At 71.7% G+C, this 25,590-nt stretch carries 20 protein-coding genes; 14 read left to right on the top strand and 6 right to left on the bottom strand.

Going from position 1 to position 25,590, the window contains the following annotated elements; translation table 11 throughout:
• Positions 1 to 80 precede the first annotated feature (80 nt).
• Complete coding sequence (gene hemC / locus ACIGXX_RS02060) at positions 81 to 1,016, top strand: hydroxymethylbilane synthase (protein WP_351157007.1); 936 nt, start codon at positions 81 to 83, stop codon at positions 1,014 to 1,016.
• Between the two features lie 96 nt (positions 1,017 to 1,112).
• Here the strand turns inward: hemC and ACIGXX_RS02055 are convergent, their stop codons facing one another.
• On the bottom strand, positions 1,113 to 1,871 hold the full coding sequence (locus tag ACIGXX_RS02055) for a DeoR/GlpR family DNA-binding transcription regulator (RefSeq protein WP_366461631.1): 759 nt from the start codon (positions 1,869 to 1,871) through the stop codon (positions 1,113 to 1,115).
• Positions 1,872 to 2,140: 269 nt separating this feature from the next.
• On the opposite strand from ACIGXX_RS02055, the gene ACIGXX_RS02050 reads away from it, so the two are divergent.
• From ACIGXX_RS02050 to ACIGXX_RS02000, 11 genes are all read left to right on the top strand, one after another.
• Positions 2,141 to 2,959, top strand: a complete 819-nt coding sequence (locus ACIGXX_RS02050; protein WP_399971876.1) for an endo alpha-1,4 polygalactosaminidase — start codon at positions 2,141 to 2,143, stop codon at positions 2,957 to 2,959.
• Positions 2,960 to 3,110: 151 nt separating this feature from the next.
• On the top strand, positions 3,111 to 4,439 hold the full coding sequence (locus ACIGXX_RS02045; protein WP_399971874.1) for an ABC transporter substrate-binding protein: 1,329 nt from the start codon (positions 3,111 to 3,113) through the stop codon (positions 4,437 to 4,439).
• 19 nt (positions 4,440 to 4,458) lie between these two features.
• Positions 4,459 to 5,409, top strand: a complete 951-nt coding sequence (locus tag ACIGXX_RS02040) for a carbohydrate ABC transporter permease (protein ID WP_399971872.1) — start codon at positions 4,459 to 4,461, stop codon at positions 5,407 to 5,409.
• The gene (locus ACIGXX_RS02035; protein WP_361464101.1) at positions 5,409 to 6,299 is read left to right on the top strand and encodes a carbohydrate ABC transporter permease; all 891 of its coding nucleotides are present in this window, start codon (positions 5,409 to 5,411) and stop codon (positions 6,297 to 6,299) included. The genes ACIGXX_RS02040 and ACIGXX_RS02035 overlap by 1 nt, the downstream gene beginning before the upstream one ends.
• A 70-nt stretch (positions 6,300 to 6,369) precedes the next feature.
• Complete coding sequence (locus ACIGXX_RS02030) at positions 6,370 to 7,326, top strand: carbohydrate kinase family protein (RefSeq protein ID WP_361464102.1); 957 nt, start codon at positions 6,370 to 6,372, stop codon at positions 7,324 to 7,326.
• Positions 7,323 to 8,633, top strand: a complete 1,311-nt coding sequence (locus ACIGXX_RS02025) for an alpha-glucosidase/alpha-galactosidase (protein ID WP_361464104.1) — start codon at positions 7,323 to 7,325, stop codon at positions 8,631 to 8,633. The genes ACIGXX_RS02030 and ACIGXX_RS02025 overlap by 4 nt, the downstream gene beginning before the upstream one ends.
• 84 nt (positions 8,634 to 8,717) lie before the next feature.
• Complete coding sequence (locus ACIGXX_RS02020) at positions 8,718 to 9,596, top strand: SIS domain-containing protein (protein WP_399971870.1); 879 nt, start codon at positions 8,718 to 8,720, stop codon at positions 9,594 to 9,596.
• A gap of 126 nt (positions 9,597 to 9,722) precedes the next feature.
• Entirely contained in the window at positions 9,723 to 10,562 is an 840-nt protein-coding gene (locus tag ACIGXX_RS02015) for an endo alpha-1,4 polygalactosaminidase (RefSeq protein WP_351157026.1), read from the top strand.
• 204 nt (positions 10,563 to 10,766) lie between these two features.
• Entirely contained in the window at positions 10,767 to 11,354 is a 588-nt protein-coding gene (locus tag ACIGXX_RS02010; RefSeq protein ID WP_351157028.1) for a hypothetical protein, read from the top strand.
• Positions 11,355 to 11,453: 99 nt separating this feature from the next.
• Complete coding sequence (locus tag ACIGXX_RS02005; RefSeq protein ID WP_351157030.1) at positions 11,454 to 12,068, top strand: hypothetical protein; 615 nt, start codon at positions 11,454 to 11,456, stop codon at positions 12,066 to 12,068.
• Between the two features lie 214 nt (positions 12,069 to 12,282).
• Positions 12,283 to 13,506, top strand: a complete 1,224-nt coding sequence (locus ACIGXX_RS02000; protein ID WP_351157979.1) for a low temperature requirement protein A — start codon at positions 12,283 to 12,285, stop codon at positions 13,504 to 13,506.
• 26 nt (positions 13,507 to 13,532) lie between these two features.
• On the opposite strand, the gene ACIGXX_RS01995 is transcribed toward ACIGXX_RS02000, so the two are convergent.
• The 4 genes from ACIGXX_RS01995 to ACIGXX_RS01980 form a co-directional block, all read right to left on the bottom strand.
• On the bottom strand, positions 13,533 to 14,102 hold the full coding sequence (locus ACIGXX_RS01995; RefSeq protein WP_399971867.1) for a hypothetical protein: 570 nt from the start codon (positions 14,100 to 14,102) through the stop codon (positions 13,533 to 13,535).
• Between the two features lie 267 nt (positions 14,103 to 14,369).
• Positions 14,370 to 15,554: a hypothetical protein gene (locus ACIGXX_RS01990; RefSeq protein WP_351157034.1), complete on the bottom strand. Its 1,185-nt coding sequence runs from the start codon at positions 15,552 to 15,554 to the stop codon at positions 14,370 to 14,372.
• A 5-nt stretch (positions 15,555 to 15,559) separates the two neighbouring features.
• Complete coding sequence (locus ACIGXX_RS01985) at positions 15,560 to 19,177, bottom strand: Hsp70 family protein (RefSeq protein ID WP_399971864.1); 3,618 nt, start codon at positions 19,175 to 19,177, stop codon at positions 15,560 to 15,562.
• Positions 19,178 to 19,192: 15 nt separating this feature from the next.
• A complete protein-coding gene (locus ACIGXX_RS01980) occupies positions 19,193 to 21,799 on the bottom strand; it encodes a hypothetical protein (protein WP_399971862.1) in 2,607 nt (868 codons plus the stop codon).
• A gap of 379 nt (positions 21,800 to 22,178) precedes the next feature.
• Here ACIGXX_RS01980 and ACIGXX_RS01975 point away from each other — a divergent pair, with 379 nt between their 5' ends.
• Positions 22,179 to 22,595, top strand: coding sequence for a CBS domain-containing protein (locus ACIGXX_RS01975; protein WP_351157042.1), 417 nt, complete (start codon positions 22,179 to 22,181; stop codon positions 22,593 to 22,595).
• 80 nt (positions 22,596 to 22,675) lie between these two features.
• Here the strand turns inward: ACIGXX_RS01975 and ACIGXX_RS01970 are convergent, their stop codons facing one another.
• The gene (locus tag ACIGXX_RS01970; protein ID WP_351157045.1) at positions 22,676 to 23,560 is read right to left on the bottom strand and encodes a helix-turn-helix transcriptional regulator; all 885 of its coding nucleotides are present in this window, start codon (positions 23,558 to 23,560) and stop codon (positions 22,676 to 22,678) included.
• Between the two features lie 705 nt (positions 23,561 to 24,265).
• On the opposite strand from ACIGXX_RS01970, the gene ACIGXX_RS01965 reads away from it, so the two are divergent.
• Positions 24,266 to 25,546 carry an MFS transporter gene (locus ACIGXX_RS01965; RefSeq protein WP_399971859.1) on the top strand — a complete coding sequence of 427 codons (1,281 nt, stop codon included), beginning with the start codon at positions 24,266 to 24,268 and terminating at the stop codon, positions 25,544 to 25,546.
• Positions 25,547 to 25,590: the final 44 nt, after the last annotated feature.

Here is a 25,590-nt window from a genome sequence, read left to right as displayed (position 1 = left end):
GGAACGCGCACCACCGGTCCCCTGGGCGAACCGTGGAGCCCTTTAACAGGCTTGTGTTGCGAGCGCCTATCGTGGTGCGCATGTCCGCTCCTGAGCTGATCCGCATCGTCTCCCGTTCCTCCCCCATGGCACTGGCCCAGGTGGAGCGCGTACGCGCCGAACTCACCGCCCTGCACCCCGGAATCCGCACCGAGGTCGTGCCGGTCACGACCTCCGGGGACCGCTGGATGGGGGACCTCGCCAAGCTCGGCGGCAAGGGCGCGTTCACCAAGGAGGTCGACGCGGCGCTGCTCGCCGGCGAGGCGGACCTCGCGGTGCACTGCGTCAAGGACGTACCGGCGGACCGGCCGCTCCCGGCGGGCACCACGTTCGCCGCGTTCCTCAAGCGGGACGACATCCGTGACGCGCTCATCCACCCCGGCGGTCTCACCCTGGACGAACTGCCCGCGGGCACCCGCATCGGCACGTCGTCGGTGCGCCGCATCGCCCAACTCGCCGCTTCGCACCCGGAGTTGGAGTGCGTGCCGATGCGCGGGAACGCCGGGCGCCGGATGGAGAAGCTGGCCGCGGGCGACGCGGACGCGCTGCTGCTCGCGGTGTCGGGCCTCGAGCGCATCGACCGGATGGACGTGGTCACCGAGGTCCTGTCGGTGGAGACGATGTGCCCGCCGATCGGCGCGGGGATCCTGGCGCTGCAGTGCCGCGAGGACGACACGGAGACCATCGACGCCGTGTCGGGCCTCGGCGACCCCGAGGCCTGGCGGGAGGCCACCGCCGAGCGCATGTTCCTGCACGTCCTTCAGGGCCACTGCAACTCGCCCATCGCCGGGTACGCACGCTGCGAGCGGGGCGGCGAGCTGTCGCTGCGCGCCCGCGTCTTCACCCCGGACGGCAAGACGGTCCTCAACGCCCACGAGTGGGCGGGGCCGCTCGACCCGGCGACGCTCGGCACGTCCGTGGCGGTGACGCTGCTGCGCCAGGGCGCCCGCGAGCTGATCGACTCCATCGCGCACTGACCGTACGCGGAGGGCTGATGCGTCCCGCGCGTCTTCTGCACCTTGTGTGTCTTCTGCACCTTGTGTGTCTTCTGCGCCTTCTGTGTCTTCTGTGTCTCAGACGACGGTGACCTGCACGCCGACGGCGGCGATGGCGTCGAGTTCGCCCTCGGGCGCGCCTGCGTCGGTGACGAGGGTGTGCACGCCGGCCGTCGGGCAGATCTTGGCGAACGTCGCCCTGCCGATCTTGGAGTGGTCGGCGACCACGACGGTGCGGCCGCTGTGTCCGGCGAAGGCGCGGTCGGTGGCCGCCTCCAACTGGTCGTGCGTGGTGCATCCGTGGGCGGCGCTGATGCCGTCCACGCCGAGGAACGCGATGTCGGTGTGGTGGTCGGCGAGGGTCTTCTCCGCGATGGGGCCCACCAGTTCGTAGCTCTCGCTGCGGGCGGTGCCGCCGACCACGATCAGGGTGACGGTCGGGCGCAGCACGAGGGCGGCCGCGATGTTCACGGCGTTGGTGACGATGGTGACGGGGCCGCGGTCGGCCAGCAGCCGGGCCACTTCCGTGGTGGTGCTGCCGCCGGTGAGGCCGACCACCGCACCGGCGGGGACCAGGCGGGCTGCCGCCTGGGCGATCGCCTGCTTCTGCGGGGAGCGCTGGTCGATCCGGTGCTGGAGCGGCACCTCGATGCTCAGGCCGCCGAGCACCGCGCCGCCGTGGGTGCGCTCGAGCAGCCGCTGGTCGCTCAACTGCCGCAGGTCACGGCGGACGGTGGCCTGCGAGACCCCCAGCAGCCGGGACAACTGCGTGACGTCCGCGCTGCCTTGGGCAGCGACATGCTCAAGTATCCGCGCCTGGCGGTCGCTTCTCAGCACTGGGCGAGCATAGTCCGGGACGGCCGATACGAGCAGGGTCTCGCAGAATCGCTGCGCGTTTCTGCGCGGATACGCCAAGTGCTCCTCAGTCCTTTTCTCTTGACATGACCGAAGCTGCTCGCTTAACTCCCTGGCACGCCGATGCCGAGCACTCGGCGCAGAGGTACGCCCAGCCGGTAGTTGGCCTCGGCCATGAGCCCGGACTAAGTCGCCAGGACCCTTCACGTGTCCGAGGCGGGGACGTGCCCTCGGACATCTGGAGCTCTCAGATGAGCCTCAATCGTGTTCTGCGCAGGGGCATCGCCGCGTCCGCGGCCCTCACGGCCACCGCGGTCACCTGTCTGCTCACCTCCTCCACCGCCTCCGCCGGTGCGGGTGCCGCCGCGCCGCCACCGCCGCATGCCGGGTTCGACTACCAGATCGGCGGCGCGTACACGCCGCCCGCCGGGGTCGAGGTCGTCAGCCGCGACGCGGGCGCCTCCCCCGCGCCCGGCCTGTACAACATCTGCTACCTCAACGCGTTCCAGGCGCAGCCCGGCGCGGAAGGCGACTGGGATCCCGACCTGCTGCTGCGCGACGCGGACGGCGAGGTCGTCTACGACGGCGAGTGGGGCGAGGCCGTCCTGGACATCCGCACCGCCGACAAGCGCGAGCGGATCGCCGCCAAGGTCGGCGGCTGGATCGACGGCTGCGCCGACAAGGGCTTCCAGGCCGTCGAGCCGGACAACTTCGACACCTACACCCGCTTCCCCGACCTCCTGACGGCCGATCAGGCCACGTCCTACGTCGCGCTGCTCTCCGCGCACGCCCACGAAAAGGGCCTGGCCGCCGCGCAGAAGAACACGCCCCAGCTGGCCGTTGCGCGCGAACGGACCGGTCTGGACTTCGCCGTCGCCGAGGAGTGCGGCGTGTACGACGAGTGCGGGGAGTACACCGCCGCGTTCGGCGACGACGTACTGGTCGTCGAGTACACGGCCGACGGTCTGCGCAAGGCCTGCTCGGGGTGGGGCGAGCGGCTGAGCATCGTGCGCCGCGACATCGAGGTGTCGCCCGCGGGCAGCGGCGGCCACGTCCGCCAGACCTGCTGACCCCCTGCCCTTCCGGGCGTCCGTGCCGCGCCGATTCCGGGCGCGCGGTTCGCCCGGAATCGGGCTTCCCGCTCCACCTCCCTGCCATGGACGTTCCGTGCCATGGACTCTCCGCGCCGCGGGCGCGGCACCCGATCCCCTGGAGGCAGTGATGACCGCAGGACCCCGAGCGCCGGGAAGCCCGTCGCGGCGCAGTGTGCTGCGTGCGGGCGGCGCGGCGGCGATGGCGGCGGGCGGGGGCGCGCTGGCCGGCTGCGGCACGGGGCCCGCCGACGGGGTCGGCCCCGACGGCCGGGTGACCATCCAGCTGTGGCACGGCCAGACGGACTCCGCGGCGAAGGTCGTCAAGAGCCTGGTCGCCGACTTCCAGCGCGCCCATCCGGACATCCGCGTCGACCTGGGCGGCGGTGTGCTCGCCGACGCCATGCTGCAGAAGGTCACCGCCGCGCTCGCCGCGGGCTCCTACCCCGATGTCGCCTACGTCTTCGGCTCCGACCTGGCCAGCGTCGCCCGCAGCCCCGAGGTGGTCGACCTGACCACGCACGTGCGCGAGGGGCCGACGCCCTGGCGCAACTTCCTGGCGCCGGCCCGGCAGGCCGTCACCGTCAACGGCCGGGTCCGGGCGGTGCCCGCGGTGCTGGACTGTCTCGCCGTGGTCTGCAACAAGACGCTGTTCGCCGAGGCCGGGATCGATCTGCCCGAGGCGGGCTGGACCTGGCAGGAGTTCACCGACACCGCGCGGCGCCTGACCGATGCCTCCCGGGGACGGTTCGGCACCGGCTGGCCCGGCGTCGGCGACGAGGACACCGTGTGGCGGATGTGGCCGCTGGTGTGGGACCTGGGCGGCGACGTGATCGCCGACGACGGGCGCGGCATCGGCTTCGCGCAGGAGGGCGTACGCGCGCTGGAGGTCGTCCGGGAGCTGGCGCGCGACAAGAGCGTCTACATCGACCCCAAGCCCGGCAGCGAGCAGATGTACCAGGTCTTCCTGTCCGGGCGGATGGGCATGGTGCCCACCGGCCCCTGGCAGCTGCCGGACATCACCCAGGCGAAGATCGACTACCACGTGGTGGCGCTGCCCAGCTTCAGCCGCCGCCCGGTGACCATCTCGGGGCCCGACACCTGGACGGTCTTCGACAACGGCGAGGCCCGCTCGAAGGCGGCCCGCACGTTCGTGACCTGGCTCAACCAGCCCGGCCAGGACAGCCGGTGGGCGGTGGAGGCGGGCAGCCTTCCGCTCAGCCGCCGCAGCCAGGACCGTCCGGCCTGGCGCGAGCACGCCGAGAGGATGCCCGGCCTCGAGGTGTTCACCGATGCGGTCGCCTCGGCGCGGGTCCGTCCCGTGCACGCCGCCTACCCCCGCATCTCCCAGTCCCTGGGGCAGGCGGTCGTCTCCGTGCTGCTCGGCCGCAAGAGCCCCGCCGACGCGGTGCGCTCGTGCGCCGAGGAGGCCAACGCCGCCCTGCTGATCCCGCGTTGAGGACGTTGAGGACATCGATATGCCGACACTTCCCCGCCCCCTGACCCTGCCGCCGGACCCGTCCGGCCGACGTACGCTGCGCCGCCGGCGCCACGGTGAGACCGCCACCGCCTGGGCGTTCGTCTCCCCCGCCGTGCTCGTCATCCTCGGCCTGAGCGTCCTGCCGGTCGTGTGGTCGCTGCTGCTGTCCTTCCAGGCCAACGACCTGGTCACACCCAGCCGCTGGGTGGGCCTCGACAACTACCGGGCACTGTCCCAGGACCCGCACTTCAGCCAGGCCGTGCGCAACACCCTGCTCTACACCTTCTTGTACGTGCCCTTGAGCATCGCCATCGGACTCGCCCTCGCCCTGGCGCTGAACCGGCGAATCCGCTTCGTCGGCCTGTACCGCACCTTGTTCTTCGTGCCGTTCGTCATCTCGGCCACCGCCCAGGGCGTGCTGTTCTCGTTCATCCTCGACCCCGACTTCGGGGCGGCCAACTCCGTCCTTCATCACCTGGGGATCTCGCCGCAGGGCTTCCTCACCGACTCGTCGCAGGCGCTGTTCGTGCTGGTCGCCATCACCCTGTGGAGCGGCACCGGGCTGTGCACGGTCATCTACCTGGCCGCGCTGCAGGACGTGGATCAGTCGCTGATCGAGGCGGCCCGCCTGGACGGCGCGGGGCGGTGGCAGCTGCTGCGGCACGTGACGCTGCCCGCGCTCTCCCCGGTCAGCGTGTTCCTGCTGCTGTGGCAGACCATCCAGTCCCTTCAGGTCTTCGACCTGGTCTATGTGACCACCAAGGGCGGGCCCCTCGGCTCGACCACGGTGATCGTCTACTTCATCTGGGAGCAGGCCTTCAAGAACTTCACCGCCGGGTACGGCGCCGCGGCCGCCTACGTCCTGGCGCTCGCCCTGTTCGTCGTGGCCGCCGTGCTGCGCGTGGCCCGCGGCCGTGAGCGCACCCTTCGTACGAAAGCAGCCGCCTGATGACCGCGACCACCACCGCGCCCAAGGCCACCGCCCGCCAGGCGTCCGAGCCCGCAGCCCTGCGCCGGCGCCGCTTCCGGCTGCCCTTCAGTGCCTGGCACGTGCTCCTCGCACCGCTGGCGCTGCTCTTCGCGGTGCCGCTGATCTGGCTGCTCCTGAGCTCGGTGATGAGCAACGCGGAGATCAACCGGTTCCCGCCCGCGCTGTGGCCCTCCGGGATCGACCTGGGCGGCTACCGCTATGTCCTGGGCAACGCCATGTTCCCGCGCTGGCTGCTGAACTCGGCGATCGTCTCCGCCGTCGCCGTGACGTCCAACCTCGTCTTCGGCGCCCTCGGCGGCTACGCGTTCGCGCGGATGCGCTTTCGCGGCTCGCGGACACTGCTCGTACTGATGCTGGCGACCATGGCGGTGCCCTTCCAGCTGACGATGATCCCCACCTTCCTGGTGATGAAGAAGCTGGGGCTCATCGACACGCTCGGCGCGCTGATCGTGCCCTCCCTCGTCACGCCGTTCGCGGTGTTCCTGCTGCGGCAGTTCTTCCTCTCCCTGCCCAGGGAGCTGGAGGAGGCCGCCTGGATCGACGGCTGTTCGAGGCTGCGGGTTCTCTACGCGATCGTGCTGCCCCTTGCGCGGCCCGCGCTCGCCACGGTGGCCGTGCTGACGTTCCTCACCACGTGGAACGACCTGACCTGGCCGCTGATCGCGATCAACCACGACACCCAGTACACGCTGCAGTTGGGCCTGACCACCTTCCAGGGGCAGCACCACACCCGCTGGTCCGCGGTGATGGCGGGCAACGTCATCACCGTCCTTCCGGTCCTGCTCGCGTTCCTCGTCGCGCAGAAGGCCTTCATCCGCTCGGTCACCTCCAGCGGCCTGAAGGGCTGACCTTCCCCGGCCCCTCTCCTCGCTCCCCATTCCCCACTCCCCACTCCCCCGCACGATCCGAAGGAACGCGATGCCTCACTCGTACGACCTGCTCGTCATCGGGGACGCCAACCCCGATGTGATCCTGGGCCCGCTGACCGGCCCCCTCGCCTTCGGCCAGCGCGAACAGCTGGTCGACGCCGGGTCCCTCACCCTCGGCGGCTCGGCCGCGATCATGGCGTGCGGGGCGGCGCGCCTGGGCCTGAAGGTGGCCTTCGCCGGGCGCGTCGGCGACGACGACGCGGGCCGCTACATGCGCGACGCGCTGACCGCCCGCGGGGTCGACACCCGGGCCCTGCGGATGGACGCCTCCCGGCCGACCCCGCTCACCGTCGTGCTCACCCAGGGCGAGGACCGCGCCATCCTCACCTCGCCGGGCACCCTGACCGCCGTCAGCGGCGACGACGTACCCCCCGAACTACTCGCCGACGCGCGGCACGTCCATGCCGCCTCGTACTTCCTCCAGCCCCGCCTCGCCGCCGACCTGCCCAGGCTGCTGCGCACCGCGCGATGGCACGGCGCGAGCACGTCGTTGGACACCCAGGACGACCCGTCGGGGCAGTGGGACCCGGCGGCCATCGACGCCGTCCTCGCCGAGACCGACATCCTGCTGCCCAACGCCCAAGAGGCCCTGCGCCTGGCCGGGCTCTCGTCCGGCACCCCGGAGCTGGCGGCCGAACTCCTGGCCGCCCGCGTCCCGTTGGCGGTCGTCAAGAACGGCGCCGAAGGCGCCCTGTGCCACAACGGCCACACCCTGCTGACCTCACCGGGCCTCGCCATGACCCCGGTCGACACCGTCGGCGCCGGAGACAGCTTCGACGCCGGGTTCATCGCCGCCCTCCTCGACGGACGCCCCCCGCAGGAGGCGCTGCGGTTCGCCGTGGCCTGCGGGTCCCTGTCCACCCGCGCGCACGGCGGCACCCCGGCCCAGCCCACGCGGGACGAAGTCCTCGCCCACACCACCCCGAGCGGAGCGCACGCCTCATGACCCACCCCAAGATCGCCTTCATCGGTGCCGGCAGCGTCGTCTTCACCCAAGGCCTGCTCGCCGACCTGTTCGCCTTCCCCGAGCTGAAGGGCGCCCACATCGCCCTGCACGACATCGATCCCGAACGGCTGGGCACCGCGCAGGCCGCGGCCGACCACATCGCCGACCACCTCGGCGCGCACGCCACCATCACGAGCCACGCCGACCGTCGCGAGGCCCTGACGGGCGCGGACTTCGTCATCAACATCGTGCAGGTCGGCATGGGCGAGGCCACCCGCACCGACTTCGAGGTCCCCGCCCGCCACGGGGTGCGCCAGACCATCGGCGACACCCTCGGCATCGGCGGCATCTTCCGCGCGCTGCGCACCTTCCCGCTCCTGAAGGCGCTGGGCGAGGACATCGCCGAACTGTGCCCCGACGCCTGGCTCCTGAACTACACCAACCCCATGGCCATGAACATCCAGTACCTCACCGAGGCCACCGGCCTCACGCGAGTGGTGGGCCTGTGCCACTCCGTGTACTGGACCATGCGGGACCTGGCCGAGCTGGTCGGCGTCCCGTACGAGGAGATCACCTACCGGGCGGCGGGCGTCAACCACCAGGCGTGGGTGCTGCGCTTCGAGCACCAGGGCAGCGACCTCTATCCCCGGCTCGACGAACTGATCGCCCAGGACGCGCAGTTGAGGCGCCGGGTCCGCGTCGACATGTACCGGCGGCTCGGCTACTACCCCACCGAGACCAGCGAGCACTCCTCCGAGTACGTCCCGTGGTACCTGCACCACGACAGCGAGATCGAGCGCCTGCGCCTGCCGATCGGCGCCTATCTCGGCATCGTCGACGAGAACGTCGCCGCCTACCACCACACCCGTGACGCCCTGGCGGCCGGCGAACCGCTCGCCGTCGAGGGCACCATGGAGTACGCCCCTCAGATCATCCACAGCATCGTGACCGGCACCCCGCGCACCGTCTACGGCAACGTCCCCAACCACGGCCTGATCGACAACCTCCCTGGCCACGGAGTGGTCGAAGTGCCCTGCCTCGTCGACGCCTCCGGCATCCAGCCCACCCGCGCGGGCTCCCTGCCCCCGCAGCTCGCCGCGCTCAACCGCACCTACCTGAGCATGAACGACCTGGTCGTGCGCGCCGCCATCGAGGATGAGCCGCGCCACATCCGGCACGCGGCGATGACCGACCCGGCCACCGCCGCGGCCCTCACCGTGGAGCAGATCTGGCGGCTGTGCGACGACATGGTCAGCGCGCACGCGGACCGCCTCCAGCCCTCCCTGCGCCGACTGCTGGGTGACTGACCGGCCGGTCGTCGCCGTATCCCTCGTATCCCTTGTATCCGTCGTATCCCCCGGACCATCCCCCGCACAGAGAAAGCACCTTCCATGTCGCTCACACGCCAGGAAATCGACACCCAGCCGCAGTGCTGGGAGTACGCGCTGAAGCAACTGCCGGAATACGCGCAGGCGTTGCCCGCCCAGGGCGAGCGGGTCGCCGTGATCGGCTGCGGTACGTCGCTGTTCATGGCCCAGGCCTATGCCCACCTGCGGGAGGACGCGGGGCACGGCCCCACCGACGCGTTCCCCGCGTCGGCGGCCCGACTGCACCGCCCCTACGACCGCATCCTGGCCCTGACCCGCTCCGGCACCACCACCGAGATCCTCACCGCCCTCGAGGCGGCGCCCACCTCCACGCGGGTCACCACCATCACGGCGGTGCCCCGATCGCCCGCCGCGCACGCCGCCGACGACGTCATCATCCTCGACCACGCCGACGAGCAGTCCGTCGTGCAGACCCGCTACCCGACCACGCAACTGGTGCTGCTGCTGGCCCACTTGGGGCACGGCGTCGATCAGGCCCTGACCGACGTCGCCACCGCGCTGAGCGCTCCGCTGGATCCGCCACTCCTCGCGGCGGAGCAGATCACCTTCCTCGGCGACGGCTGGCACGCCGGGCTCGCGCACGAGGCGGCGCTCAAGGTGCGGGAGGCAGCGGCCCACTGGACCGAGTCCTACCCGGTGATGGAGTACCGCCACGGCCCCATCGCGGTGGCCGGCCCCGGGCGGGCCGTGTGGAGCCTGTCCCCGCTGCCCGCCGACCTGACCGCCCAGATCGAGGCCACCGGCGCCCACCTGCGCCGTCCGGTGCTCGACCCGCTGGCGGAACTGGTGCTCGCCCAGCGTCTCGCCGTGCGGCTCGCCGAGACCGCGGGGCGCGACCCGGACCGCCCGGCCCATCTGACCCGCTCCGTCGTCCTGCCCTGACCGCCGCGGCTCCTGCCGCCCTACGTAAGATCGACATCAGCACACATTTCAGCACGCTTCAGCACGGTTTCACCAAGGCCGTGCATATCGCGCCCCACCGGCCGCCGCCCCGAACGAAAGCCCTCCATGCACCGCCTGTACCGCTCGCGCCTCGGCCGCCTCGCCACCTGCGCCGCCGCCCTCCTGCTGGCCGCCGCCTGCACCACCGACGGCGGCAAGGACACCAAGGCCACGGACCGCCCGTCCGTGCGTCCGCCGGAGGCCGACGCCGTCTTCGACTACCAGCTCGGCGGGCCCTACCCGCCCGACGACGCCGTCGAGGCGGTCTCCCGCGACCGCTCCGCCGAGCCGGCCGAGGGCCTGTACAACGTCTGTTACGTCAACGCCTTCCAGACCCAGCCGGGCGACGCCATCACCTGGTGGAAGAAGAACCACCCCGACCTGCTCCTGAAGGACGACGACGGCTCCCTGGTGATCGACACCGACTGGGAGGAGCCGCTCCTGGACATCTCCACGCCGGGCAAGCGCCGGGAACTGATGGACGTCGTCGGGCCGTGGATCGACGGCTGCGCCGACAAGGGCTACGACGCGGTCGAGCCCGACAACCTGGACTCCTACGAGCGTTCCGACGATCTCCTGACGGCCGAACACGCCGCCGCCTTCGCCGAGTTGCTCGCCGAGCGGGCACACAGGCGCGGTCTTGCCATTGCCCAGAAGAACACCACCGACCTGCTTCCGGAGCGCCGCCGCGTCGGGTTCGACTTCGCCGTCGTCGAGGAGTGCGCGGCGTACAAGGAGTGCGGGGACTTCGCCGACGCCTACGACGACAAGGTCTTCGCCGTCGAGTACACCCGCAAGGACTACCGCGCCGCCTGCGACGCCTGGGGCCCCCGCCTGTCCGTCACCCTGCGCGACCGCGACGTCAACCCCAAGGGCACGAAGGGGTACGTCTTCGCGCAGTGCTGAAGGGCGCGGCGCCGAAGGCCCTGACCACTCCCTGCCCGCCTGCTGCCCGTTTCCCCCTTCCCCGCGCCCGAAGGGGGATGTGGCGTGCCCGAGTTGGCTCAACCCCCGTCACAGCCAACGGAATTCGGGATTCCAACCGCAGAAGCTGACCGGAGCCACTACACAGGATGGTGATCTGTTCACGCCGGAGAAAGAGGTAACCGTATGGCGATACGGACCACGCACCGCACCCGTCTGGCGGGGGCCGCGGTCGCCGTCACCACGGGCTTGATCTGCACCCTGTCGACGCAGCCCGCCGGGGCCGACGAAGGCGCCGCGCGCCACTGCGTCCTGGACGCGACGTCCGGACAGCAGCGCTGCTTCGGCACGTTCACCGAAGCCGTGGACCGAGCCACCGACGGACGCGTCACCGACGCCCCGGCCTCCCCACGGGCCGCCGTCACGTCGCCCGGGTTCCGCGCCGAGGTGTCCGGCACGGCGGCGAAGAGAGACGTCGCCGCGGCCGGGGACGTCATCCAGGGAACGTTCTTCACGGACCCGGACTTCGCCGGTGACTCGCTCACCATCAGCGGGCCCTCGCTGTGCGAGAAGGACGGCTGGGTCAACTGGCAGCACGACCTGGGCGACGACTGGAAGAACCGCATCTCCTCGGTACAGCCCTGGGGCAACTGCGCGATCTGGCTCTACCCCGAGCCCGATCTCGGCGGCGACCGCGACGGACCGTTCGACGAGAACACCGCCGACGTCGGCCAGATGATGAACGACCGCAGCCAGTCCATCGGCTTCAGCTAGAGCGCTGCCGCATCCATCGGCGTCGGCCGGAGCGCTGCCGCGCTCGCGCGCACGCCGTACCCCCCACCTGTTTCACCTTCCCCCCACTGGAGATCACACATGATCACCCGTACCCGTCTGACCGTCCTGCTGGCGGCGATGGCCACCGCGGGCGGCCTGGCCCTCGCGCCCGCCGCGCAGGCCGACGAAGAGCCCCCCACCACCCGCGAGTTGCTCGACCAGTGCGACAACGGCACCGACTCGTGCGTCTTCCACCCCGAAGGACCCGGCACCGACTCGATGGGCGAGGCCCATCAGGTGGGTGACAGCGCCTACAACTGCACGTCGGACCTTCAGCGTTCGAGCATCTCCTGGGCCGACACGACGGGCGAGTCCAACAGCGTCGGAGTCTCGCTCAGCGCGGAGTACGGCTTCGCCGAGGTCTTCAAGGTGAGCATCGAGACCTCGTACGGGCACACCTGGGAGAGCTCGCACACCGAGACCGACACCACGAACGTCGACGTCCGCCCCGGTGAGGTCGGCTGGGTCACGCGGGAGTCGCAGTTGCAGCAGGTCAAGGGCACCTACGAGCTGCACTTCCCGGACAGGTTCCACGGCCACTACATCTGGTACGTCCCCTTCGACGCCACGGGTCCCAAGCCGGACGCGCCCAGCACCAAGACGCAACACACCCGCCCCATGACGGAGCAGGAGAAGGCCGAACACTGCGGCTGACGCACCACCGCCCCTGCCGCCGAATGATGCAGCAACGGCCTGTGGCCCTCTTCCTGCATCATTCGGCGGCCGCACACCCCCACTCCGTGCGGCGCGAGTGCGTGATGCGACGGCGTCCGAAATGATGCAGCGCATGAACGATCACCCGAACACCAGCAAGACCGGCGAGGCCGGAGGAGCCGGAAAGAGTGGCCTGTCCCGACGGCTGATCCCGATGACCGGCCGGGATCCGGACGAACAGGGGCGGGTCTCCTCGCCGCTTGAGCTCCTGTTCGACCTCACCTTCGTGGTCGCCGTCGGCACCGCCGCGTCCCACTTCGCCGAGATGGTCGCCGAGGGGCACGCCGGACAGGCGGTGACCGCGTTCGTCCTCGCGATGTTCGCGATCAGCGTCGCCTGGATCAGCTTCAGCTGGTTCGCCTCCGCGTTCGGCACCGACGACTGGCTCTACCGCGCCCTGACGATGCTGCAGATGGTCGGCGTCGTCGTGTTCTCGCTCGGGCTGCCGGCGATGTTCCACTCCGTCGAGGAGGGCGGGCACCTCGAACTGCGCGCGATGGTGATGGGCTACGTCGTGATGCGGATCGCGATGGTGCTCCAGTGGTGGCGGGCGGCCCGGGAGTCCCCCGCGTTCCACGACGTAGGGATGGCCAACATCCGCTGGACCGTGATCGTGCAGGCCGGTTGGATCGTCATCGCCTTCGTCCATCTGCCGCTCGCCGCCGTGTTCGCCGCGTTCATCCTGCTCGGGGCGCTGGAACTGGCGCTGCCGGTGCTCACCCAGGGGGGCGCGGGCGACACCCCGTGGCACCCGCACCACGTCGCGGAGCGGTACGGCCTGTTCGCCATCATCACGCTCGGCGAAGGAGTGGTCGGCACCATCGCCTCGTCCGGCGACCTCCTGGGAGGGGGCGACGGGACGCACTGGAGCGGGAACGCGATCGCCGTCGTCATCTCCGGCGTCGGACTGACCTTCGGCATGTGGTGGGTCTACTTCACCACGCCCTTCGGCGAGGTCCTCGCCCACCGCCGAGGCCGCGGCTACCTCTTCGGCTACGGACACATCCCCCTGTTCATCGGGATCGCCGGTGCCGGTGCCGGGCTGCACGTGGCGGGCCTCCATCTGGAGCACCACGCCGAGCTCGGTGACGTGGCCGTGGTCCTGTCCCTGGCCGTCCCGGTCGGTCTCTACCTGTTGATGGTCTACCTGCTGCACACCCTGCTGCTGTCGACGGCGGACCGGTTCCACCTGCTCCTGATCTCGCTCACGCTCGCCGTGCTGCTCGTGGCCGTCCTCCTGGCCGCGGCCGGGGTCGCGATCGCGGTATGCCTGCTCGTCGTGATGCTCGCCCCGTTCGTCACCGTGATCGGCTACGAGACGGTGGGCTACCGCCACCAGCAGAAGATGCTCGAAGGACTCGGTACGGGGGCTCACTGACGGAGGCGGTCAGCTGGGCGGCCGGGTCAGCGCCCCGCAGGGGCGGGAGACGCCGTGAGCCGATCGAGCTGCTTGTCGACCACCACGTCGAGAGGGAACCCGGGGTCGCGCTGCGCGCCGCGGTCGCCGATGTTCACGGTGAGGGCTCCCACCCGCACCAGGACGTGGTGGTCGGTCCGCACGGTGCGCCCCGGGCCGTCCATGCTCAGGTCGAAGGCGACGGCTTCGTCACCGAGTGCGGGCGCCTTCTTCACGGTGATCCGGGAGTTGAGCTTGCCCTCGGGGGTCTGCCCGACCAGCGTCTTGCAGGTCCTGAGTCCGTCCGTGAACTCCTGGAACCGCTTCGCCGCCCCGGTTCCGGCATACAAGGCCAGCCACGTCCGGCCGCCCCAGCGGTTGTCCTTCCACCAGAAGTCCTGGATCACGGAGGCGGACGCGTCGTGCGCGACGAGCACGTCGAACACGTCCTGGCAGCCCGGCCCCGCCACCAGAACCCGCGGATCGTACGGGGGAACAGGCCCCTGCACGGGCGCGCTGGCGACCCGCGGCACATCCCCCTCCCGCAGCAGCAGGGACTTCAACTGCCCAGCTGTCATCGGCTTGGCCCGGGACGGCGGTGGCGATGCCGATGACGATGACGACGGTGATGACGACCGCGAGTGCGAGGCCGCCTCGGACGCCGACGCCCCGCCCTTCCGCTCCGTGGCATCGACCGCACCCTGGGCCGAACACCCCGCGACACCCACGAACACCCCGGCGGCCACCACCGCACCCGCCGCCTTACGGCACCCTGTCCACACCGTCGCCGCCCCCTTGATCCGCTTCGCCTGCGACGAGCAGACAGTACGGCACCCGTGCGCCGGTCACCCCCGGTACACCACCCGCCCCGGCAGCTCCCGCCCCTCGACGCGCGCCCACAGCCGCAGTCCGGCGAGCACCTGCCCCTTGCGGCCCCCGGCATCCAGCGGGATGTCGTTGCCGCCGGTGCGCTGGCGGGCGTCGCGGTAGGCGGAGGGGGCGAGGGCCTTCACCTCGACGTCCGATCCGCTGCCCTGCACCCTGCGGCGCAGCCCCAGTACGGCACGCTGGGAGGTCTCCGCCACCTCGGCCCACCAGCTGCCGGGGGCGGCAGGCGGCAGGTGGATCACGGAGCACAGCGCCTCGTCGACGGCGAGCGCCGCCCGCAGCTCCGCCGGAGAGTCCCGGGGCGCGCGGGCGAGCCGGGTGAGCCGCTGGGACACCTCGTGCCGGTAGGCGCCGAGATGTTCCGGGGTGTGCAGCGCAAGCGTGCCGCGGTGGGTGAGGCTTTCCAGGCAGTGGTGCAACTGGCCGTCCAGCCGGGCCAGTTCCGCCACCCAGCCGGCGAGCTGGACCCACACCTCCAGCGGTGCGCGGTCCTCCGCGCCCACCGCCGGTGGCACCCAGGCGGCCTCGGCGGCGTCCAGCGCCCAGTCGGGCCGCACACCGGCGGCGTTCAACCGGACGCCGGGCGCCCCGAAGCGGGACAGCGGAGGGACGAGGACCTGTTCACGGTCGTACGCCCACCACTCGATCCATCGTTCATCGGCCGGGTCCGCCGCGGCGAACGCCGCCGACAGCTGCGCCCGCTCCCGCCACTTCGTCGCGTAGGCGGCGGGCAGCCGGAGCAGTGTGGTGTGGAGCCAGAGCCAGCGGGTGGAGGTGTCGGCTGTGGTGGGGGCCCGGAGCGGTCCGAGGTATTCGGAGGTTTCCGGGCTGCTCACCAACTCCCCGCAAAGGGCCAGGAGTTCGGCGTCCGCCGCGGCATCGGGGCCCGCCGGACCTCGTGCCGGAACGGCCACGGGCCGCGCGCCGGTGAAGGCGGGCGTCTCCTCCCGCGACTCCTCCCCTTCCGACGCGAGCAGTTTCTCCACCTCCCGCAGGGCCGCCCTGCACTGCTCGGCGCCCGGGTCGTCGGGCCAGACACGGAGCAGTTCGTCCAAGGTGGTGTGCAGCCCGGCGAGCTGGGCCCTGGCCACGGTGCCGAGCCGCGATCCGGGTGTCAGACACAGTGCGCGCAGCGCGTCCACGGCGCTCAGTGCCTGCCGTTGAACGGATCGCGCTCGGCGATGTGCTCGGAGGTGGCGTCCTCCATGGTCACCCGGAACACCGACCCCGGGTTGGTCCACATCTCGGCGACGGAACCCGCCTCCCAGTACGGCACCGGCATCCGGTGCACCCGCAGTCCGCCGTACTCGTCGAGCGTGGCCACGTACTTGCTCCCTCCGTGCGGTACGTCCGGTCCGTTCCATCCCTCCGCCGGCGCCGGGCCGTGGCGCGGGACCGGGACGGCGTCGACGCACTCCATCTCCCGGTCCGGTTCCCCGGGCCTGCGCAGGTAGAAGACCCAGCCGTCGTGACCGGGCGGCACCAGGGGCTTGCTCTCCATGCCCCGCACCGCGGCCTTTCCGGGGGCGCCACTGCCCCGGAACCACTTGTCGAACCGGTCGCTCGGCGGGGCACCGGGCGAGGTGTCGTCCGGGGGCGGCGGATCGGCCTCCGGGAGCCAGGGGTTTTCCGTGAGCCGGAAGACGACGGTTCCCGCGTCCGGGCGGTCCCCGGCCACCCGGTTGTCGACGACGATCTCCAGAGGCGTCCAGGGAGCGTCCGCGCCGCCCCCGAGATCCACCCGGATCGGGGCCGCGCCGCCCACCTCGTCATGGGCCTCGCCGCGCGCGAGGTGGATGTAGAGGTTCAGATCGGCGTCGACCTCCAGCTGGAACTTCGCCTGGTTGACCCACTCCTCCATGTTCAGCTGGAACCCCGGTTCCTCGCGGCGCACCCAGGCATCGGGGTCGAAGTAGCCCCACGCCTGCCATTTGGGGCCGGTGTTGCGGTGGATGCGCAGGCTCTCGGTGAGGTTGCGCCACTCGCTGCGCACCGCCCAGGCGCCGCCGGGCCCGATCGGGCTCAGCTCCGTGCTCATCCGCAGGAGGGTGTCGGTCGGTTCGCCCGCCTCCAGCTGGAAGGTCGGGCCGAAGTCGCACGGCAGGTAGTAGCTGAGGTTGTCCACCTCTATGCGCAGGACGTAGCGGCCCCGGCCCAGTACGCCGCGGGCGGCCTGCTCGGCGTGGGCGAAACGGCGGATGTGGTAGCCCCAGCAGGCCCCGATCGACGTGGCGAGTTTGCCGTACTCCTCCTCCACCTCGATCCCCGCGGGGTTCCACCGCACCTCGGTCTCCTGGCGCAGCCGCCGTTCCAGGGAGCGGCGGACGAGGGGCATCCGGCTGCTCTTGCCGGTGAGGAAGATCCGGTCGAGCTCCTGGTTCTCCTTCAGGGCGTTCTTAGCCAGGGAGGCGACCAGGTCCGTAATGTCCTTCAGGACGGGGGCCATCAGGCCCTCGAAGATCTCCGTGTCCATCCGCGGCGCCCACTCCGCGTCCCGCGTCGTCTCGGGCGCACCGAGGCGCCCCAGGACGGCGTCAAGGGTTTCGGGAAGCGGCAGGTAGGCGTCGTCCCCCGCGCCCAGCCGGATCTTTGCCTCCTCCGCGATCCGCCACAGCAGCCAGAACGTCTGCTCGGACTCCTCGCGGGGTCCGCCAAGGACGCGCTCCCCCGTCCAGCGCGTGGGCACGACCTGCTCCACGAGGTCGTGCGGGTACTTCTCCTCGTCGGGGCTCCTGTTGAGCAGCGACCCCGCCACGTACCGCCCGTCGTCGACGTAGCCTCCCTCCTTCTCCTTCTGTGTGGCGATGACCAGCTCGAAGCGGTCGGGCCACCGGGTCAGGAGATGGTCCGCGAAGGCCGCCTTGTACCAGCGGAAGAGGTGCAGCGTCATGAGGTCGCCGCCGAGCTGAAGGCTGCCGGTCGAGCCGAGCAGCGTCGGCGTGAGGACGTAGAGGCGGCCGGTGAACCGGGGGTCCTGGCCGGGCAGCGGGTCCGGGGTGGCGTCCTTCAACTGGAGGTTGATCACGGCGAGGTCGGTCGTGCCGCCGCCGATGTCGACCACCAGGATGTTCTGCCCCCAGCGGTCCGTGCCGGCGACCGGACTGCAGCGGGCGCGGAACGCCTCGACTCCCGCCGCGAAGTCCCCGCCGAAGTCCCGCATGATGAAGAACAGCGCCGCCGCCACCGCTTCGTCGAACCGGGTGTCCACGATCGTGACGCCAAGCCCGTCGACTCCCTCGGCGCCCGATCCGACCAGTTCACGCAGTCTGCGGCGCACTGCCGGCGGGGCGACGGTCGGGTAGGTCATGACGACGTGGTCGATCTTTCCCTGGTGGAGTTCCTTGGGGTTGGCGCCGATGTACTCGTCGCTCAGATCCAGCAGGTGCCTCAGCCCTTCGCGGATGAGGTCGTCGGCGGTGGTCGCGGAGCCGTCCGGACGCGTCGGCAGCTCGGGCAGCTCGTGGTGCCGGGCGAGGTACTGCTTGAGGCCCCGGTAGGCGCGCGGCGCGCTCCCCTGCTGCGTGCCGACCGCGACGCGCTCCTCGCCCATCCGCACCCGCAGTTCGGGGAAGGTGTCGACCACCTCGATGCGGCTGGCGAGCTCGGTGCCGCCGGACTGGTCGAGGTCGGCGGGAAAGAGCCGCAGCACGTCCAGCGGCACCTCCCTGAAGACCCGGTCGTAGCAGGCGTGCAGCCGGGGGGCGACGGCCCGGCGCAGCCGTTCGTCCCGGGCCGCGAGCCGCAGTTCGAGCGCGGTGTAGAGCGCGTGCGGCCAGGCCTCGCCGCCGTATCCGCCCTCCAGGGCGTCGACCAGGGCCCGCCCCGGATCGTCGCCGGACGCGGGCCGGGGAGTGTCGCGGTGTCCGCTGCCCGTCGTGGCGTCGTACGCCGTGCTGTCGCGCTGGAGCAGTTGGCGCACGACATCGCCGAGCAGTTCGCGCCACTGGGCCCGCTCGGGTCCCGGCGTGGCGGGATCGCCGAGCAGGGCGACGAGTTCGGCCCGCAGCCTCGTCTCCTGGTCCCGGGACATGGCGCGTACGGCGAGCTGTTGCATGTCGTGGATCGTGACGGTGGAATTGGTCGTCCCGAAGTCGACCGCCGCGAAGCCGAGATGGCGTACGGCACCGGCCGGGACGCGGTCCATGCGTTCGCCGCGTCGGGCGCCGACGGTCTCGGGAGCGGGGTGCGCGGGGTGCACGGTGTGCTCCGGGGCCGGGTCCGGGACGGGGTCCGGCACGGATTTCGTGACGGGCGCGGACCACTGCCGGGGGTGGTACCACTGCCCGGGGTCAGCCTCGATGTGGGGCTGCTCCTGTCGCCGCGTGGACGGATCGTCGGGCGGCTCGGCAGGGGCGAGATGGAGCGTGGTGGTGAGTTCGATCGTGCGGTGGTCGGCCCCCACCGGACGTCCGGTGACCGTGTTCATCTCGTGGTACGTGATCCGCAGCTGGAGGGGCAGGTCTTCCGGGGCGGGCGGGGCGGGCAGCGGCACGGGGCCCGATCCGCGGAAGACGGAGGGTTCGTCGACGACCTTGCCCCTGGCCTCGCTCCACAGTCCGCGCAGGGCGGGCAGCTGCGTCTTGGGCAGGTCGGGAGGCGCGACCACCTCGAGCGCACGGATGAGCGCGGCGCTGCCGGGCGAGGGAACCAGCCGCAGCGCGGGCAGTTCCAGTGCGCCCGCCACCCCGGTCAGGGTGAAGCCGTCCCCGCCGGGATCGGCCACGCAGAACGGTCCTGACGCGACGAATTGGGCGTGCAGTCCCATGAGGGTCTCCCTGGGTCAGGGCCGGGGGCGCGGGATGGGGGCATGGGCGGCGTCGTACCTGGAGCCCGGGGCGGGCATGACGTCCAGGTGACCCGCCAGGTCCAGGACGGCGGCCCCGGGTGAGCCGCCCTCTCCCCTGAGGCCGGACACGAGGAGGTCGAGGGTGTCGGAGGCGCCCACGGCCTCTTCGTACGCGTCGATCAGGCCCTTGGCCTCCGAGGCCAGCACGATGTGTTCCTTGGCCAGTTGCTTGTACACCAGGTTCAGGAGTGCGGTGACCAGCTCCCGGCGGATGCGTACGGCGTGCACGATGTGGCGTTCCCACGGGTCACGGCCGTCGGGCGACTCCGGGTGCCAGGGGAAGCCGCGGTCGAGACGGAGCGGGTAGGCGGCGTCCGCCTCGTCCAGGTCCGGGCCGGGTGATGCCGTGTCCCGGAACGCGGTGCGCCACACGTCGACGTCGGTCATGTCCTGCAGCACCAGCAGGCGGTCGGCGTGCTCCTGACCCACGGCGCCCCGCTCCTGCTCCCGCTCGATGACCCTCTCCCACATCTGGAACAGCTCGTCCAGGGCGCCCCGGTGGCGCTCCAGTCGTTGCTCGTACGCGGCGCGGGCCCAGTCGCGCACCAGCGCGAGGAGTTGTTCGTAGCACTGCCGGAACAACGGCAGGAGCGCCTCGGGCTCGTCCGCCGCCGCGGGGCCCCGGGTGTCCGTGCCGCCGGAGTCGGCGATCACGAACTTGCGTGCCCTCGCCCGCTCCCGCACCCTGCGCCGCAACGCCTCGTCCGCCGCGGTCCGGTCGGCGCGCCGCACGGAGATCAGCTGTTTCTCCCGGTCGACCGAGGCGAACAGTTCCTTCCACAGCGGCCAGCCCGCGACCATCGTCGCGGCTTCCCCGTCGATGTACTGCCGCAGCTCGTCGTCGGCCCAGGCGTTGCCGGGTCCCATGCCGACGACCAGGCTGTCCCGCAGGTCTCCGAGGGAGCGCCGTGTCTCGTCCAGCGTCCGTTGTATCTCGCGGTACTCGGGCGGACAGGCCTCCTCGGGGTGGGCCGCCTGCTCCCTGGAGATCAGCTCCACCCGCATCCGGTCGACGACCGCGGCCCGCCGCCGCACGGCCTCGTGGCGGATGTCCCCGCCGTACTTCTCGGCGTGCTGGGTGAGTTGTCGGCGGAGCAGATCGAGTCCGCCGTCCTCGGCGAACTCGCGCAGGGCCGTGCTCAGGGGCGATCCCGGGTCGTCCGCCGCCAGGCGTGCCGCCGCCTTGGCCCACAGCTCGGTGATCTGCAGTCGCTCCTCGGCGCCCGAACGCAGCCGCGCCCGCAGGGCCTCGTCGAGCTGTACGCCCTGGGACCTGGCGAGCCGGTCGAGTCCCACCATGGCGGAGACCAGGACGAGTTGCTTGCGCTGGCCGGCGGGCAGCAGCCGGTGCGCCGCCTCGACGATCTTGTCCAGGACCGCCGTGTCCGGCAGTCCGCGCAGCCGCTGCTCCTTGAGGCGCTCGGGCGAGTCCAGAAGGGCGGCCTTGAGGGCGGAGGGGTCCACGGGCATCTGGTCGAACCGGCCGCCCGCCACGAGCAGGCTCTCGCGCAGCACCTTGTCCGACTTGCGTTCCCGGCCGTCCGCCGTGGGTTCGCGGAGCATGTCGAAGAAGTCCTGCTCCTGGGCGACCGGTCCGCGCTGGCCGTTCATGAGGACCAGGACCGTGTGGATGTCGCGCAGCTCGCGGCGGCTCAGAAACCGGTCGCGCTCCCCGGACTCGGGGCTGTTGAGGCCGGGGAAGTCCATCAGGGTGAGGGCGCGCGCGCCCGCCAGGTCCCAGATGCCGCGCGGCACCCCCACCCGCAGTTCGACCCGGCGGATGAGCGGCACGCAGGCGGCGAGGACGTCGTCGGGGATCCGGTGTCCCTCACCCTCCTTGACCCGCAGGGCCGGGCTGTCGCCGCCGCCCGCCTCCAGTTTCACGCCCGGCAGCGACATGGCGCGCTTGGCCTGGGCCTCGGAGAGTTCGTAGCGCCGACCGAGCATCGGCGTCCCGACCTCGTACGCCGTGTGCAGGAGTTCCACTTCGGCCGCGACCGCACGCATCCGCGCACCGTGCAGGGCCGAGCCGTGCCGACCGCACCACTCGACCAGCGGCGCCCAGCCGTCGGGGCCGGGCCGGGCCGCGTGCAGCGCCTGGGACCGCTGGTCGGGCGGCCCTTCGAGCGGCGCGAGTTCCTCGAGCCTGCCGTGCAGATGAGTCATCAGCTCGGCGGTCTCGGCGGCCGTGCAGTACACGACGGCCCGCCCGTCGAGACGCGACGTGCGCTCGCCGCCCGTGAGCTGGCCGATGTGAAGGGCGGTGACGTTCCCGGTGGTCGCCACATCGCTCACCGAGAGCAGCCCGGGCAGCCCGAGCAGCGCCTCGATCAGCAGAGACTTCCCCGCGCTGAACTCCCCCACCACACCGACCGAGAGCGGCCCGCGCGCCTCCCGCAGCAGCTGAGCCACAGCGGCCCGGAACTCCTCACGTCCCGCGTGCAGTTCCCGATCCTCCGCGGAGCCGTCCGACGGAGCCCTGTCCAGGGCTTCCAGCATCCCGACCGCCCATTGGACATAGCTGTCCGTGTCGCTGCCCATGGCTCTGGGCCTCCCCCCGCGCCTCCCCCGGCAAGGATCGTCCGGTCACGGTTCGAGCCGCATCAATCCCTGGCACTACGACGCTGAAGGCAATGTGCCGCGCCGACAGCCACGCGACAACCGTCTGTGACAAATTCACTGAATTCGCTCTCAGTTGTACACACTTGAGCCTTTTCCTGACACTCAGGAACCACGACCGAAACCGGGGCCGTACGGGCCGTCTGTGCCGTCCGTGCCTTCCGTGCCGGGGGCTTCGGGCATGGGTGGCGACTTCTCCCCCCGCTGCGCGACTCCCGGGTTAGCGCCCGGGCCCATCGGGCACCCGGAGAGCCCGACAGCCCGTAGGAGGCGCTGCCAACAGTCAGTGAGGGAGCCTGACATGACCACTGCCCGCGACATCATGACCGGAGGCGCCCAGTGCGTGGGCGCCGAGGAAACCGTGCTCGACGCCGCCCGCAAGATGACCGACCTGGGCGTGGGCGCACTGCCCATCTGCGGAACCGACGACCGGCTCAAGGGCGTCCTGACCGACCGGGACATCGTCGTCAAGGTGCTGGGCCAGTCGAAGGACCCGGCCACGGTCACGGCCGGCGAACTCGCCCAGGGCGAGGCCGTCACCATCGGCGCCGACGACAGCGCGGACGAGATCGTAGCCACCATGACGCATCACAAGGTGCGGCGGCTTCCCGTCATCGACGGGCGCCGCCTCGTCGGCATGGTCTCCCTCGCCGACGCCGCGCGGGCGCTCCAGGACCCCAAGGCCGGCCAGCTCATCGAAGCACTCTCCACCGACTGACCGGCCCACGGGCCCGGCCTGCGACCTTCCTGAGGCGAAGCTCCGACGAGCTTCGCCTCTTACCTGTCGAAACACTGGGCTCAGTTCGTTGTGGAGGGCTCCGTCGCGTCAGCGTCTCTGGTGGCGGCCCAGGACGCGAGGAGGCGCAGTCCCTCTTCGGAGGGCGAGCCGGGTTCGGCGGTGTAGATGGTGAGGGTGAGGCCGGGTTCGGCGGCCATCTCCAGTCCTTCGTAGGCGAGGGTGAGTTCACCGATCGCGTGGTGGTGGAAGCGTTTGGTGCCGGTGCCGTGGTGGCGGACGTTGTGGGCGCCCCAGCGGGTGCGGAAGTCGTCGCTGCGGGTGGAGAGTTCGCCGACCAGGTCGTGCAGGCCCTTGTCGTGGGGGTTGCGGCCGGCTTCGGTGCGCAGGATCGACACGGCGACGTCGGCGGCCTGGTCCCAGTCGGGGTAGAAGCGTCGGGAGGCGGGGTCGAGGAAGTTGAAGCGGGCCAGGTTGGCCTGGTTGTGGGGCGCTGCGTAGACGTCGTCGTAGAAGGCGCGGGCGAGCCGGTTCGTGGCGAGCAGGTCCATGCGGCCGTTGCGCACGAAGGCCGGGCCCGCGGTGACGGCGTCCAGGACCCATTGCAGGCTGCGGTGCGCCGTCCACTGGGGTGAGCGGCGCCGGGGGCGGGTGAGGGCATCGGAGCCGTCTGCCGCGTGGGCCAGGTTCAGGAGGTGGGCGCGTTCGGCCTCGTCGAGCCGGAGGGCGCGGGCGAGGGCTTCCAGGACGGCCGGGGAGGCGCCGGCGAGGTTGCCGCGTTCCAGTTTGGAGTAGTACTCCACGCTCATGTCGGCCAGCGCGGCGACCTCGCTGCGGCGCAGGCCGGGCACCCGGCGCCGGCTGCCGGAGGGCAGGCCCGCCCGCTCGGGGGTGATCTTGGCTCGCCGCGAGGTCAGGAACTCGCGGACCTCTGCTCGGTTGTCCACGCCTTCGACGGTACGTCCCGTCCGCGGCGGAAGGGATGTACTGGCGGTACACCCCTTGACCGTGCCTCGCTGCACGCGCCGGGAGCGGGTTACCTGGATGACGTGGGGCTTCTCGCCCGGCCACGAACCGGCCGGACGGAAGGCCCGCGGCTCTGCACTCGGCGACGGCCACTCCCCCGGTACGTCGCCTCGGCACGCGAAGGAACCCCCTCTCATGCGCGGCGCAATGATCTACGCCCCCGGCGACATCCGCTTCGAGAGGCTGGACGACCCCAAGATCCTCCATCCGGCCGTCGAGCCCGAGCGCGCCGGCCGAGCGGCTGTACGGCCTGCACACGGATCGGGACGGCTTCCGGCACTACGCCGGACCGGTGCCCGGCTGACCCGGAGGCGTTCTGTCGTGCTCGTGCCCCGCTCCGCCCTGCGCCCTCTCTGTTCTCACGCGGTCCCGGCCGCGGCACTGCTCCTGGCAGTCACGGCGTGTAGCACCGCGCCGGACACCACGCACGCGGCGTCGGCACCCCAGGGTTCACCGCGGCAGTCCGCGCCGGACCGGCCGACGGACCGGCCGACGGACCAGCCGATGGACCAGCCGACGGACCAGCCAGAGGCCGAACCCTCTCCTGCCCCCGTCCCCTGACTTCTGCCCACGTCTCCCCTGCCCCCCGTCCCCTCGTCCCCTCGTCCCAAGGAGTAGTTCCCCGTATGTCCGTTCCCGCCGCTCGTGCGCCGGGCAAGCTGCCCTTCGTCGTGTGGGTGCTCGCCGTCGGCACCTTCCTGATGGGTACCACCGAGTTCGTCATCGCCGGGATCCTCCCGGACATCGCCCCCGACCTCGGCGCCGACGTCTCCCACGCCGGCCTGCTGATCACGGCCTTCGCCGTCGGCATGATCGTCGGCGGTCCGACCATGGCCCTGGCCACCCTGCGCCTGCCCCAGCGCCTCACCCTCGTCCTCGCCCTGGCGGTCTTCGCCGCCGGGCACGTCGTGGCAGCCCTCACCAGTTCCTTCACCGTCGTCCTGGCCGCCCGGTTCGTCACCGCGCTGGCCACCGGCGCGTTCTGGGCCGTCGGCTTCGTCATCGCCACCACCGCCGCCGGGCCCGCGAACGCCACCCGGGCCGTCAGCGTGATGATGGGCGGCCTGACCCTGGCGAACGTCGTGGGCGTCCCCGCCGGGTCGCTGGTCGGTCACGTCACCGGTTGGCGCGGACTGTTCTGGGCGCTGGCCGCGCTCGCCGTCCTCGCCGCCACCGTGATCGGGCGCTTCATCCCCCGCACGGAGCAGCGCGCCGATGTCTCCGTACGGGATGAAGTCCGGGCGCTGCGACAGGGCCCGCTGTGGCTGGCGCTGGCCTCGGCCGTACTGATCATGGGCGGGGTTCTGGCCGTCTACACCTACATCACCCCGCTGCTGACCGACCGGGCCGGCATCCCGGACGGTGCCGTGCCGCTGGTGCTGATCGCGTTCGGCGCCGGTGCGCTGGGCGGCACCGCGATCGGCGGCCGGTTCGGCGACCGCCGCCCGATGGCCACGACGATCCCGGCCGCCACGGTGACCGCGCTGATCCTGCTCGCGCTGATCCCGCTGTCCGCCGTGCCGGCCGCCGCCATCGCCCTGATCTTCCTCATGGCGCTGGCCGGGTTCACGATCAACCCGGTCGTCACCGCCCTCGCCGTCCGCTTCGCCGGTGACGCCCCCACTCTCACCTCGGCGCTGACGACGTCGGCGTACAACACCGGCATCGCCGTCGGCTCCGCGCTCGCCGGACAGGCCCTCGGCTCCTCCCTCGGCGTGACCGGACCCGCCCTGGTCGGCGCCGTGTTCGCGGGCCGGACCCTGCTGCCGCTGATCGCCTTGGCCGTCACCACCAAGCGCGGGACGACGCGCGCCGTCGCCCATGGCGTTCCCGACGGCTCTGTCCCCGCAGCACATGCTGTCCCGGCAGCGCGGGAGACGGCTGAAGCGGCGTCGACGCGGAGCTGAACCGGTCGGGCCGTCCCGCACCTCACCTACCGGGTCCCCCCATG

Origin of the sequence: Streptomyces sp. NPDC055243 (genome assembly GCF_044544025.1) — a bacterium.
Classification (GTDB): Bacteria; Actinomycetota; Actinomycetes; order Streptomycetales; family Streptomycetaceae; genus Streptomyces.
This window is presented reverse-complemented; position numbering and strand designations above follow the sequence as displayed.